Annotated in this window: 11 protein-coding genes and 1 pseudogene; 5 read left to right on the top strand and 7 right to left on the bottom strand. The window is 42.8% G+C overall.

Annotated elements, in window-relative coordinates; all coding sequences use genetic code 11:
• Positions 1 to 6: 6 nt before the first annotated feature.
• From cysW to IM676_RS12125, 4 genes are all read right to left on the bottom strand, one after another.
• Positions 7 to 882, bottom strand: a complete 876-nt coding sequence (gene cysW / locus IM676_RS12140; RefSeq protein ID WP_200987152.1) for a sulfate ABC transporter permease subunit CysW — start codon at positions 880 to 882, stop codon at positions 7 to 9.
• Positions 872 to 1,723 (bottom strand): sulfate ABC transporter permease subunit CysT, encoded by an 852-nt coding sequence (gene cysT, locus IM676_RS12135; RefSeq protein ID WP_200987151.1) that lies wholly within the window; start codon positions 1,721 to 1,723, stop codon positions 872 to 874. The genes cysW and cysT overlap by 11 nt, the downstream gene beginning before the upstream one ends.
• A 168-nt stretch (positions 1,724 to 1,891) precedes the next feature.
• Positions 1,892 to 2,965 carry a sulfate ABC transporter substrate-binding protein gene (locus tag IM676_RS12130; RefSeq protein WP_200987150.1) on the bottom strand — a complete coding sequence of 358 codons (1,074 nt, stop codon included), beginning with the start codon at positions 2,963 to 2,965 and terminating at the stop codon, positions 1,892 to 1,894.
• 490 nt (positions 2,966 to 3,455) lie between these two features.
• Entirely contained in the window at positions 3,456 to 4,997 is a 1,542-nt protein-coding gene (locus IM676_RS12125; RefSeq protein WP_200987149.1) for a serine/threonine-protein kinase, read from the bottom strand.
• Between the two features lie 616 nt (positions 4,998 to 5,613).
• On the opposite strand from IM676_RS12125, the gene IM676_RS12120 reads away from it, so the two are divergent.
• A complete protein-coding gene (locus tag IM676_RS12120) occupies positions 5,614 to 6,948 on the top strand; it encodes a lipid-A-disaccharide synthase-related protein (protein ID WP_200987148.1) in 1,335 nt (444 codons plus the stop codon).
• A gap of 19 nt (positions 6,949 to 6,967) precedes the next feature.
• Here IM676_RS12120 and IM676_RS12115 read toward each other — a convergent pair whose 3' ends face one another.
• Positions 6,968 to 7,690 (bottom strand): response regulator transcription factor, encoded by a 723-nt coding sequence (locus tag IM676_RS12115; protein ID WP_200987147.1) that lies wholly within the window; start codon positions 7,688 to 7,690, stop codon positions 6,968 to 6,970.
• A 562-nt stretch (positions 7,691 to 8,252) separates the two neighbouring features.
• Here IM676_RS12115 and IM676_RS20045 point away from each other — a divergent pair.
• The 3 genes from IM676_RS20045 (at position 8,253) to IM676_RS12105 (ending at position 11,368) form a co-directional block, all read left to right on the top strand.
• Positions 8,253 to 8,378 (top strand): hypothetical protein, encoded by a 126-nt coding sequence (locus IM676_RS20045; protein ID WP_263973137.1) that lies wholly within the window; start codon positions 8,253 to 8,255, stop codon positions 8,376 to 8,378.
• A 491-nt stretch (positions 8,379 to 8,869) separates the two neighbouring features.
• The gene (locus IM676_RS12110; RefSeq protein ID WP_200987146.1) at positions 8,870 to 10,204 is read left to right on the top strand and encodes an ATP-binding response regulator; all 1,335 of its coding nucleotides are present in this window, start codon (positions 8,870 to 8,872) and stop codon (positions 10,202 to 10,204) included.
• A gap of 27 nt (positions 10,205 to 10,231) precedes the next feature.
• Positions 10,232 to 11,368: a hybrid sensor histidine kinase/response regulator gene (locus tag IM676_RS12105; RefSeq protein WP_200987145.1), complete on the top strand. Its 1,137-nt coding sequence runs from the start codon at positions 10,232 to 10,234 to the stop codon at positions 11,366 to 11,368.
• Positions 11,369 to 11,375: 7 nt separating this feature from the next.
• Here the strand turns inward: IM676_RS12105 and IM676_RS12100 are convergent, their stop codons facing one another.
• Positions 11,376 to 11,828, bottom strand: coding sequence for a response regulator (locus tag IM676_RS12100; RefSeq protein WP_200990187.1), 453 nt, complete (start codon positions 11,826 to 11,828; stop codon positions 11,376 to 11,378).
• A 238-nt stretch (positions 11,829 to 12,066) separates the two neighbouring features.
• Positions 12,067 to 12,345: pseudogene (tnpA, locus tag IM676_RS12095) on the bottom strand (IS200/IS605 family transposase); the annotation flags it as partial.
• Positions 12,346 to 12,404: 59 nt separating this feature from the next.
• Here tnpA and IM676_RS12090 point away from each other — a divergent pair.
• Complete coding sequence (locus IM676_RS12090) at positions 12,405 to 13,616, top strand: RNA-guided endonuclease InsQ/TnpB family protein (protein WP_318780249.1); 1,212 nt, start codon at positions 12,405 to 12,407, stop codon at positions 13,614 to 13,616.
• Positions 13,617 to 13,729 lie beyond the last annotated feature (113 nt).

The following is a 13,729-nucleotide window of genomic DNA, read 5'->3' as shown; positions in this document are numbered from 1 at the left end:
CGCGTACTAGCTGTCTCCCTCATCTTTTATGCGGATGCGGCGCTCAAACACCTCTTTAATGATCAGAGTACAAGCAGCCAATCCAGCTAGCACCACCGAAGCAGCAAAAGCACTTTGAGAATCGTAATTACGATAAGCCCCTTCCACATACAAAGTTAGAGTCTGGGTACGGCCAATTAAGTTACTAGAAACTACAGCAATAGCACCATACTCTCCCATCGCACGGGCAGTGGTGAGAATAATGCCATAAAGTAATGCCCAGCGAATAGAAGGTAGTGTGACTCGCCAGAAAGTTTGCCATTCGCTAGCGCCCAAAGTTTTAGCAGCTTCTTCTTCCTGAGTCCCAACTTCTTCCAAGACTGGAATTACTTCCCGCGCCACAAAAGGCATTCCCCCAAGCATCGTCGCCAAAGCAATACCAGGGAACGAAAAGATAATTCTGATATCCAGGAATTGTAGCAGGGGGCCAAGTAGCCCATTACGTCCATAGAGGGAGACCAGCATTAAACCTGCCACAATCGGCGAAATCGAAAAGGGCAAGTCAATAATACTTAATAGCAGGGTACGCCCCCGAAAGCGACGGCGGGCAATTGCCCAGGCTGCACAAAGCCCAAAAACAACGTTGAAAGGTACAGCTATGCCCACCGCCATTGCCGTCAAGCGTAGGGCTTGAGTAAAGTCCCGGCTGGTGAGGGTGGCGAAAAACGGGGCAATACCGCGATTAAAGGCTCCAATGAACACATAAAGCGTGGGCAGCAGCAAGACTAATGCTAAATAGGCTGTAACTGCCGCAATCAAAGCAACTTTGCCCCACTCTCCAGCTTGTTTTGGCTTGACCTGACCTGAAGGTAGAGACTGTATAGATTTCACTTCAACCGCCATAGCGTTGCCTCCAAGTTTGCAATATATTCACTGCTAGTAGCAGCACCAGAGAAATCACCAGCAGCACTGTCCCAACCGCTGTGGCTCCAGGTAAGTCGTTTTGTTCTAGGCGCTGGAATACTAAAATGGGAGCAATTAAATCTTGATAGGGAATATTCGCAGCAATCAAGACCACTGAACCATACTCGCCCACAGCCCTAGCAAAAGCCTGAGTTGTACCGGTGAGGATGGCAGGTATAATGGGCGGTAGTACCACTAGCCAAAAAGTTTGCCATCGGGAGGCTCCCAGAGACCAGGCAGCTTCTTCGATGGTTGAATCTAGCTCTTGTAGTACAGGCTGCACTGTTCGGATCACAAAAGGCACGCAAATAAACACCATCGCCACTGCCACTCCCAAGCGAGTAAAAGATACCCTAATACCCAGGGGAGATAGCAATGAGCCAATCCAGCCTTGCTCACTGTAAACTGTTGCCAGAGTGATACCTGCAACTGCCGTGGGTAGAGCAAAGGGCAGGTCAATCACAGCATCTAAAACCCTTTTAAAAGGGAAATCGTAGCGCACCAGCACCCAGGCTGTTGCAGTTCCAGCCACGCAGTTAATAGCGGCGGCAAAGAAGGCAGTCACAAAAGTGATATTGTAGGTTGATAGTGCCACGGGGGCAGTAGCCAGCCGCCAAAACTCAATAGGTGATAGGGTTGCAGCCCGTAGTATCAAGGCGGACACAGGCAACAGTAGGACGATGGAGAGATAAGTAATTGTTACCCCCCAGGGCAAAGACAAGCGTTTAAGCAAATTTTGGGGGGCGAGAGGGAAGGTAGACTGTGTTTTGGAAACTGTCATAGTTGAGGAAAGGGGGCAGGGGAGCAGGGAGCAGGGGGCAGGGGAGAAGAAACTTACTCAAAACTTTCTTCAGTCAGCACTCTTGTACGGGCGGGTTTACTAAGGATTTCGACGAATCACAGACAGACTGCTTAAACCCGCCCCTACCCACTCAGCACTGTTTTAATCCTAGCGTCGGGCTATATTGGCTTGGATGTCGTCAAAGATTGCACCATCGGCAAAGAATTTCGGACTAACTTGATTCCATCCACCAAAGTCTTCAATGGTGAATAGATTAGAGATTTGGGGATAAGTATCGGCAAATTCCGCTACCACTTCCGGTACTACCGGGCGAAATCCCACTTTGGCAAATTCGCGCTGGGCTGCGGGGGTAAAGAGAAACTGTACAAAGGCTTCTGCTACTTCACGAGTGCCTCGCTTATCAACATAGCTATCGACTACGGCAATGGGGTTATCGATAGAAATATTAATTTCGGGAACTACGTAAGGTAAGTCCTGTCCCTGTTGTTTAGCTAAGATGACTTCGTTTTCATAGTTTATCAGTGCATCTCCCTGTTTTTGTACGAAGAATGCATCAGTAGCTTCCCGTGCATCTCTGGGTAGAACTGGCACGTTCTTGTAGACTCTAGTCACAAAGTCTTTGGCTTGTTTTTCGGTGCCGCCTGTTTTAGTTACTTTTCCCCACAAGACCATATAGTTCCAACGAGCGCCACCAGAGGTTTTGGGGTTAGCAGTAATAACACTGACATCACTGCGGGCTAAATCATCCCAGTCTTTAATGTTTTTAGGGTTGCCTTCACGAGTAACAATCACACCCACGGAACGATGGACAATACCATCACCGTTGGGTGTCTTTTTCTCCCAACCTGGTTTAATCAATCCGGCATTCTGGAGTTGCAAGGTATCTGCTGATAGAGCTAGGGCGACAATATCTGCCTCTAATCCGTCAATTACCGCACGGGTTTGGGAGCCTGATCCGCCATAGCTCTGGTCAAATCTGACAGTTTGCCCGGTCTTTTCTTTCCACTCTTTGGCGAATAGGGGAATGATTTTTTCGTAGGCGGCGCGGGTGACGGCGTAGCTGACTAGGGTCAGTTCTTTTGTTTGTGAAGTGCTACCACTCTTATCAGGAGAAGGAGCGCAGGCGGCGATAACACCACTTAAACTGATTCCTACTAAAAACAGCGAAATAAAACTTTTTAAAGACGTGGGTTTCCATCGATTCCAAATATCTTGCGACATACTGACCTTGTGCTCCTGAATTTAATCTACGGTTAATCTATCAAGTTATAGTTGTTTTGGGATGATTTTTAGATATTACAGATAATTGCATCAAATAGCAAGATATTCTCCATAATCCCCATCAAGAATGTGGGGATTATAAAACTGTTAAAAGTCCAAGCTTTATGCGGGCGATAAGCCTTATCCGTGGCGCTTTGCTTACCGCTCTAGCTATAACTGTCTAAAATAGCCTCAATTTTGACATCATCTTGATGATTTCTCAGTAGTTCGTGAAACTCATACACAGCATATTGCATCTCTTGTCAGGTAAGCTGGCAGCGGGCTTCTTGCCCGCACGACAAGAGTTTTATCATGCATATTTGTACTTCATTTACCCAAAATATGCTGTAAGTTGGCTTTCAACCCTCCCGTGATAGTTCCCCTATCGTACCCACAGCAAAAAGCCAGCAACTAAGTTGCTGTTTCTGGTGGGGTTTTCGGCTTGCCTTCTTTATAGTGAATTATTCGGCTTGTTTTCCCCAGTTGGGACTACCAGAGGCGGAGGACTTGATCCCTGAGTTTCCACTGACGGTGTGGGGATATTGATCGTGGGATTTAACGGACTCACAGGAGGGGGGAAGGTAACATCTTTATCCATAGTCGGTAAAGTATTTTCCCGGGACTCCTTTTGCTGTGAAGCCTCACGATCATCACGGATTTTTCGTAATGTCTCCACTAATGGTGGTGTGGGAGTAGTGCTAGGTGTGGCTGATGGCTGAGTAGATATCGGTGGTGGTGTACTTTCGGTGGAAGTGCTGTTACTTTTAGTGGGAATTTCTTCCTCAACCACGGGAATATTATTCTGTAGTGTTCTGGGAGTCACCACTGGTACAGAATGACGCGGCGCAGAAGTACGGGGACTTTGTCTCCTATAATTGTGTTCTTCCTCAGATGAAAATCGGGTATTACCTAATGGTGTTTTTGGTTCCGGCTTAATTGTGGGCTGTTCAAATAAAGGTGGTGAAGATAACTCTGTCTGAGAATTAGACAATATCCTAGTGACGCCAAAACCTGCCGTGCCGGAAATAACAGCTACACTCAGAGCTACGAAGATGCGAGCAGCACCCTGTTTCACCGGACTTGATAGCTGTTTTTCGCCCTTGGGCAAAACTTTTTGCCGCTGCGGTACAGGTAAGACTACAGTGGGTACTGCTTGAGTTTGAACCGCTTGAGGTGCATTCATCGTATATCGTGGTAACAATTGCAACCATTCTGCAACTGTTGCCGGACGAAATTGAGGTTCTACAGCCATACCACGCATGACCGCTTCATTCACCGCTGCACTTAGGTGGGGTTGCAGTTCGCGAGGAGATAACATTTTTTGGCGATCGCGTAACAATACTGGCAAGGGAACCTGTCCTGTCAACAAAGAATACAAAGTTGCGGCTAAACCATAAACATCTGTAGCGGGTGTGCGCTGTGCTTGGGTTAAATATTGTTCTAGGGGGGAATAGCCCTCAGAAACCATTCCAGTGTGAGTTTGCCTCACACCATGATTAAATTCCCGAGCAATGCCAAAATCAATCAGCACTACTTCTTGAGTTCCCTCACGCAGGATAATATTATCTGGCTTCACATCCCGGTGCAGCAAACCATTGTTATGTACTACCTGTAATGCCGAACCAATTTGACGAATATAATGAATTGCGGTGGCTTCCGGGATGGGTATAGCCGGTAATACAAATGCTTCTCCCAAAGTATAGCCACGAATGTATTCCATCACCATATAAGGTAGTCCAGCTTCCACAAAGAAGTCACTGACGCGGACAATGTGAGGATGGATACAAATAGCCAACCTTCTGGCTTCATCTTGGAATTGGCGCTCAAACTTAGCAAAATCAGGATGTTGACGCAGCCGTTGATTCATAGTTTTCATCACTACCTCCTGACCTAAGTAGTGATGATTAGCCTTAAAGGTAATGCCAAAGCCACCGCGCCCTATTTCCTGAACTAGGGTATATTTACCACCTTGCAAAGTTGTGCCTGCTAACATAGAAAGTGTTGAATCTGAGTGCTGATTAGGCAGATAGTGCTGATTCTAGAGTCTTGGGGCAATTCCAAATCGCCAGTTTTGCCGCAGATGAACAGAGATAATTATGTAACTCATCTTGATGACAAGCGCTATATTGTCGAGTGTGGCACAGCGACAACCTCCCGCTTATATTAACACCGTAGGGCTGAAATCATGCCCATTGGTATTGACTATGGCACTCATGAGCCGAATTTTCATGGGTAGAGGTGAGATATTTTACTCTTATAAGTATTAACAGATTAATCTAAAAGTGTGTATGGGTCAGAATCCCTATCCCTAGGATTAAGATCGCTGTTCTATATCTATATGGAGTTTGCTTTCGCCCCATTTATCTGAAATCGCTGTCATACCCCATCCCTCTATAGGGCGGAGAGGGTCAAACCATCATCAGCCCGAATTAACCCACAGGTGACTCAATTGGTACTCCACCGCCATAAGCAAAACCATGGTTTGACGCTGCATAGAACTTGGATCTCTCAATACAGTAGTACCAGAGCCTCAGTGGGAGGTAAAATCGGCAAATACTACTCGTTACTAGCTAATACAACAGCAAAAATTTCCTATTCCCGGTGTTTTTATGAGTAATATCTCCCAATTATCCCCAAATGCAACTTCTCCTTTTCAGCTACTTGTTTTAAGCAATGGTCACGGAGAAGATGTAGTTGCTGTGAGGATTGTACAGGAACTCCAACAACAAACAAACCCCCCAGATATCTTTGCATTACCTTTAGTCGGTGAAGGGCGTGCTTACCAGCAGTTAGGTATTCCCTGTATTGGTTCAGTACGGACTATGCCATCTGGTGGTTTTATTTATATGGATGGTAAGCAGCTGATCACAGACGTACGTGGGGGTTTACTGCAACTTACCCTCAATCAAATTCATGCTATTCGTGATTGGGTGGGTTCTCAAGAAAAATTAGGCAAAAACAGCGCTATTTTAGCGGTGGGGGACATCGTACCGCTGTTATTTGCTTTTTTGAGTGGTGGTAATTATGCTTTCGTCGGTACTGCTAAATCAGAATATTACGTGCGTGATGAAGTGGGACTATTACCTAGGAAATCAAAAGCAGCACGTTGGGAAAACTTTTCTGGTTCAATTTATCATCCTTGGGAACGTTGGTTGATGAGTCGTCGCCGTTGTCAGGCTGTGTTTCCTAGGGATGCGTTAACTACGGAAATATTACAAAATTGCTCAATTCCCGCTTTCAACGTCGGTAATCCCATGATGGATGGTTTAAAACCTACCTGTACATCAGCGGTTGATCACGAAGAAACCGCCAGACTATTAGTGATTACTCTTTTACCGGGTTCCCGTCCTCCAGAAGCTTATGCTAACTGGGAATTGATTATGACTGCTGTTTCCGCATTAATGGCTAGTTTCTCACAAGCAGACGGGATTTTACATACTTATAGTGGTTTGGTATTCTTAGGTGCGATCGCTCCTGGTTTAGATCAAAGTATTTTATCCGGCACTATTGAGTCTCAAGGTTGGCACACTCATGGCGAATCTCCTATTCCCATTGGTGATCCTCATGCTTTGCTATTTAAGCAAGGAAAAGGTTATTTGGTGCTGACACAAAAAGCTTATAATGACTGCTTATATTGGGGAAACTTGGCCATTGCCATGGCTGGTACAGCCACAGAACAATTTGTAGGTTTAGGCAAACCGGCCATCGCCATTCCCGGTCATGGTCCCCAATATAACTCAGCTTTTGCCGAAGCTCAAAGCCGACTTTTAGGACTATCTCTATTGTTAGTCGATCATCCCACACAAGTTCCCCAGATGGTAGAATACCTCTGCCAAAATCCTCACAGGTTACAGATGATTGCCGACAATGGAATACGGCGCATGGGTAAATCAGGCGCTGCACGCCGCATTGCTGATTGCTTAAATCAACAATGGTATCAATAAGAACAATATAATATAATTATTAACCGACTAAACCGGAACGCAGAGCACGTACTGCGGCTTGGGTACGGTCATCAGCACAGAGTTTATTGAGGATATTACGAACATGAGTTTTAACTGTGCCCACTGTAATGTATAGTTGTTCGGCAATTTGCCCATTGCTGCATCCAGCTACAATCAACTCTAAAATTTCTAGTTCCCGTTGAGTCAGAGGATAGGTTTCTAAAACTTGTTCGTATTCCGTTGGCAGTGCTCCAATTTTAACTGTTTTCTGTTTATCCGTGGTTTGGCTTTCTCCAGGAATCCCTTGGCGCATTTTCCTTAGTACCACATTGGCGATCGCTGGATCAATCCAAGAGTTACCGCTATAAGTTGCTTGTATTGCCTCAGTTAATTTATTGATGCTAGTCTCTTTCATATAATAGGAATCTGCACCTGCCGCAAAAGCTGCCAGTACGGCATCTTCTGTGTGATCCATTGTTAAAATGAGAATTTTTGTGGCGGTTTGGCCTGTTTCTGCTTGGTAACGTCTAAACTTGCGGGTGAGTTCAATACCATCCATATCAGGTAAGCCAATATCTACCACTGCCACATCTGGTTTAGCTGTTTCCAAAAGTTTTAGTCCTTGAGTGGCATTTGCCGCCTCACCTATTACCCTCAGAGCGCTGTGAGATTGTAATGCAGCTCTGAGTCCCATTCTGGTTAAATCATGATCTTCTATTAAAATAATGCTAATTTCACTCATTGCTATACTCACTGTTGATAATTGCGTTTTTCTAGAAATATGTCCTGATTTTTTTTTAGCAGTTTATCTTATTTATACCCAACCAAAGGTAGATGAAATTTTTATCTAAAATCATCCGTCGATAGAAATAATAACTCTCCACTTTTTCACCCTATATTGTCTGGAAAATCTAGCTAAAGATATACGTTCATTTGCGCATTCATTATGAAATATTCAGACTAGTTAGCATCGATGTCATCTGTCCACTATACGAAATCTTATCAATACTATTTTAAGACATTAATAAACTTTTCCAAGTATCTATCTATAAATTACAAAAACTGTATGCCAACAAGTTTCTTTAATCATTACCATTATAGCAATTTAGCCAAGAAAAGAGTAATGACTGAAAATAAAAGTAGACTCAAGATAAGGGAAAAAAAGGAAATGGAGTTGTTCCGAATCAGTACAGCGTAATTCCCCAAAATCGTTGGTAATACCATTTTTAGCAGACCCTAACCTAACTCTTGTGTGGGCGTAGCCGAATTTCCTGGGTGGTTTGGTGTCAGAGGAGCAATACTTAGTGAACTTTATAACTCTATCAGTTCGCCATTACCCTGCGCCCATGACCCTGGGCTATGGCCCAAAAATTCTGCAACCGGAAATGATTGTGGATGCTATGAGTGGTGTAGGCGGTACCTTTAGCTAGGGTGGGACTAAGGGACTAAATGGGTGGAACGGCGTGGGCTGCACAATACACGATTTTGGTACTTAACTCTCACTAATGACTGAGGACGGGCGTTAGGACACTCATTTACAATTGTTTTGAGGTTTAAAAAAGTATTTTATCTGACTTTATGTCAATTTCGTCTACTTTAGGGCCAGTCATACTCCATGGAGTGCAATTACAGTAGTTGTGAGTGATGACGTATCAAACCATATTCAGATACAGTGAAGGCTAAAAAATTACAACGTGAAAATTATTGGCTATATTTTCAAGTCTATGAGCTCTAGTTATTGGGAAACAGTATGGCATTAGTAAATAAAATCTGCTAATTATACGATATTTATGAGTAAATCACATCCCTCAAGAGAAATAACTGATTCTTGAGAATTCGAGTGTGAAAATTATTTAGTGGGATAGTTTGAAAGTAGAGATGCTAGACATCAACCTATATTTGACAGCGAAAATAAAAACCAATGAAAGAAAGGCTGAGAATTTTGGTTGTAGACGATGATGAAGTAGATCGCATGACAGTACGTCGGGCTTTGACTCAAGCAGGTATTTGTATGGAAATATCTGAGGTGAGTAATGGAAGTGACGCACTGGCGGCTTTAAGAACTACTACTTATGATTGTGTTTTTCTCGATTATTGTCTACCATATCAAGACGTTTTGGTACTCATCCAAAGACTACGATCCTTAGAAATCACAGTTCCTTTAGTAGTCCTTACTACTCACAGAGATGAAAAAATCGCTGTCGAGTTGATGGAAGCTGGTGCTACAGAGTATCTCTCTAAGTCTAGGCTATGTTCAGAAAATTTAGCACAAGTTTTACGCTATGCTATTCGCATCCACCGCGCCCAAATGCAGACAGCTTTAGCAAACCAGCGGATCAGAGACACGAATGAGCAGCTAATTCGTCAAAATCAAGAACTAGAAAGACAAAGGCAACAAATTCAGGCGCAAAATTTCAAGCTGTTGGAAGCAGCACGGCTTAAATCCCAATTTTTGGCAACTATATCTCACGAACTGCGAACTCCTATGAATGCCATTATTGGGTTTTCGCAAATATTATTGCGCCCAAAGTTCGGTAAGCTCACCAATCAACAAACAGATATGGTGGAGCGAATCTTAAGCAATGGTAAGAACTTGCTAATGTTATTAAATGAAGTTCTGGATTTCTCCCAGCTGGAAGCAGGACAACTACACTTAAAACCGGAATTATTTGATTTAACAGCAACTATCAATATAGTTATCGCCCAAATGCGTTCTCTGGCCCAAGCCAAAAAACTGTCTTTGGGAGTTGATATTGAGATGAAAAACCCTCTGGTATTTAATGACTCTAGGCGTATACGACAGATTTTAATCAATTTACTATCCAATGCCATTAAATTCACTGATTCCGGTGGTATTTCACTTGAAGTTCAAGAACTTGCAAACAACCAATTAGCGATCACTGTGCGGGACACAGGTATTGGTATAGCTCCTAGAGATTTGCAACAGATCTTTGAAGCTTTCCGACAAGTTGATCAAACTATGACGCGCAAATATCCTGGTACGGGATTGGGTTTAGCAATTATAGATTCCTTGGTGCAAATGATGGGGGGACAAATTACTTTGGAAAGTCAGTTGGGGGTGGGTTCTATGTTTAGAATTGAAGTACCAAGGCAAATATCGTTACCCAGTAAAATTGGTAGCCTCCCAGTTTTAAATTTAGATGCTCACGATATTTTTTGCTCTGTTCACAAACCTAACCAGTCTCTACCAACGTCCAGCAAAGCATCGATGGGTTTTCCCCGTCTCCAACTCTAAATTATTGTGATAAACCGTTGATAAACCATGTCTGTTGTGGAAAAGCCTAAAATTGACCGTATTCTCGCTGTTGATGATAGTAAAGATAATCTAATTTTGGTTCAAACTATTCTCGAAAGTGAAGGATATGACATTGAATTAGTTTCAGATGGCATTACAGCTTTGCAACAAGTTGAACAATATCCACCTGATTTGATCTTACTAGATGTGATGATGCCGGGAATGGATGGTTATGAAGTCACTCGGCGAATTCGTAATCATCCCAATCTGAATGTTAACTATATTCCCATTCTTCTGATCACTGCCTTTCATGAATCCAGTGTGGTGCAAGGCTTAGATGCTGGTGCTGATGATTTCATTCGTAAACCATTTGATACAGACGAACTTTTAGCTAGAGTCCGATCGCTGCTGCGTCTAAAACATAGTCTTGATGAACAAAAAAAGATGGCTCGTCAGCGAGAAGATTTTGTTTCACGTCTCACACACGATTTGCGTACTCCTCTAGTAGCTGCAGACCGAATGTTAGATTTGTTTCAACAGGAAACCTTTTGCGAAATTTCGCCGGAAATGAAACAGGCGATCGCTGTGATGATTCGCAGTAATCAAAATTTAATGCAGATGGTCAACACCTTATTAGAAGTCTATCGCTTTGAAGCGGGTAAAAAAACTTTAAATGATGTGGAGTGCAATCTTATAGAAATTATTCAAGAAGTCAGTGGCGAACTTACTCCTCTGGCTCTTGAGAAAAACTTGGCTATCAAAATAGATACGAGTCAGTTAGATGTACAGCAAGAAACCGCTGGTGTAGTCATGGGTGATCCCCTAGAACTGCGACGAGTATTTAACAACTTAATTGCCAACGCCATCAAGTTTACAGATACAGGAGGTATAGAAGTTTGTATTAGGGAAAAATTAGATAATTTTCAGGGTCAGGATGATCTGATCATCGAGGTTACAGATACCGGTTATGGTATTGCGTCCGAAGATCAAGCTATTATTTTCGAGCGATTTCGCCAAGGTAAAAACAAACGGTCTGGTAGTGGCTTAGGTCTCCATCTATCCCGGCGAATTGTAGAAGCACACGGTGGTACAATTACACTCAAATCTGAACCAGGGAGGGGTAGTGTATTCACTGTGACGCTACCAAAACATAGCAGTAATTAGTCATTGGTCATTGAACACTTTTGAGAGTTGAACCAAAGTTGAGTTTATTAGGTAGCAGACTGCGAATTATCGCCTCTAGATCCTCGATCATATAAGGTTTACTGATGTATTCATCAAAGCCCGCCGAAAGCAGGCGTTCTCGATCATGCTGAGTAGCTAAAGCTGTAACTGCGATCACTGGAATTCCCTCAGTGAGAGGTTCTTGTTTGAGATCATGCACAACATCAGTTCCACTCAGACCTGGTAATAAAATATCTAACATAATCAGGTCTGGTTGATGTTCTTTGGCTACTAATACGGTCGTCGAACTGTCATTTTGACAAATGAATCTACAGCCAAGGAACTCTAGGGCGTAGCCAATTAGCAGTAGACTGTCGTCATGATCTTCCACTACCAAGATTAAAGGCTGCTGAAAATTGTGCTTGTTTCCGTCACTCATGAATGAATGTGCCAGATAAATCTGTTCTCCAGAAGGTTAAATTGGGATTGACCATAGCTAAGGTGGCCATAGCCATGCATTAGCTTAGGTTCTGGTTTTACCTAGTTGATGATTTTTATCCACGTGATCAACATGGGGAAAAGGAAGCTTCAAGCTATGGGTTGAGTCAGTACTTCTTGATTATAGGCAAAACTACAGAATATTTTTTCTCAGGAGATAATAAATTTATATATTAACGTTAACACGAAAGTCCCTACCTTCAGCGAAGCGGCGGATCTTGAGATTGTATATATTGCTTGATTTTCTCAATTGGTGCGCCACCCGTAGAAGCAACATAATATGAACTCGACCAAAAAACAGGTTTTCTATAAAAAGTAGATAGATGTTCTGAAAATTCTTTTTGGATAATCCTACTGGATGCTGATTTCAAGCTGCCTACAAGAGAAGATAAATTGTTGTCTGGATGAAAATCAACTAGCAGATGAACATGGTCTACTTCTGGTGAAAATTCAATTAGTCTGCACTTGTTTATTAAACATCTAATATAATAGAACAAAATACATACAGGAGGAAAATAAATCAGTGGCGACAAGGCGGATGACTTTCAGGCTATACCCAAATAAGCAGATAGAACAGTCTTTGAGGTATCACCGAAAGCTCCACAAAGACCTTTTTAACGCTGCTGTGTCTAACAGATTTACTCAATATCAAAAATTCAACCATAAGGTTGATTATTTCGAGCAACAAAATTGTTTACCTGCATTCAAAGAAGTGTGGACAGAGTATAAGGAAATTAACTCTCAAGCTCTGCAATCCACATTAAAACGCGTAGATTATGCTTTTGAACGTTGGTTCAAAGGTTTAGGTAAACGTCCTAAATTCAAATCAATTTTACATTATTCAGGTTGGACATATCCCGCTAAATCTGGGTATTCAGTAGAATCCCACGGCGAAAATGGGTATTTGAATCTGTCTAAAATTGGACGTATTCAGATGCGGGGTAAAGCTAAATATTGGGGAACTCCCACTACTTGTACTGTCGTTTATCGTTATGGTAAATGGTACGCATCGATTACTGTAGATGTTTTAGACCAAGTTCTCAAGGCAGAAATTTTACCAACTGGTGCTGTTGGTATAGATATAGGTTGTAATGCAGCATTGTCAATTACTGATGGTCAGAATCATCAACAGATTGAGGCTCCTAAGTTTTTGAGAACCGCTGAACATCAAATTAAAAAAGCATCCCAGAATAAAAGACGAAAACGCGCCCCAAATAGAACCAAAAAAATTCAGGCTTCTAGGAGATGGAAAACAGCCCAATCAAAGGTTAGTAAACTAATTCGTCAAGTTGCTAACCAGCGTCAAAATTGGGTACATCAAGTTGCAGCAGACATTGTACGCGGTAATAGCTTCGTTGCAACTGAGAAACTAGAAGTCAAGAACATGACCAGTAAAGCTAAAAAAGGCAAGGGTAAGAAACAAAAAGCAGGTTTGAATAAGTCGATACTAGATGTTGGGTTTGGAATGCTTCGCAGTACCATCAAGTATAAAGTTGAGCAGATTGGTGGTGTGTTTGTAGAAGTTCCCACCAAGAAAGTAAAACCTAGCCAAACCTGTCCTAAATGCGGTCATCAACACAAGAAAACACTTGATATGAGAGTGCATAATTGTGGTGTTTGTGGTTATACACAAGACCGCGACATCGCAGCTGCACAAGTAATGCTTTACTGGGGAAAAGGAATTCTACCGGAGTCAGGAACTGGCTTCGTAGTTGCACAGTCGCCTAGCTCTACCACATCGATCCAGTAAGCATAAGCAAGCTGGATCGATGCGGGAACTAGGGGCAAAGAAGCGACAAAAATCTACAGAAAGTTGTGCGAAAAACCAACTGTGGGAGGTAGAAACCTACAGTTCAGGCGAAG

Source organism: Anabaenopsis elenkinii CCIBt3563 (genome assembly GCF_015245355.1).
GTDB lineage: Bacteria > Cyanobacteriota > Cyanobacteriia > Cyanobacteriales > Nostocaceae > Anabaenopsis > Anabaenopsis elenkinii.
Note: the sequence above shows the minus strand (reverse complement) of the source record. Positions and strands in the feature narration are given on the sequence as shown.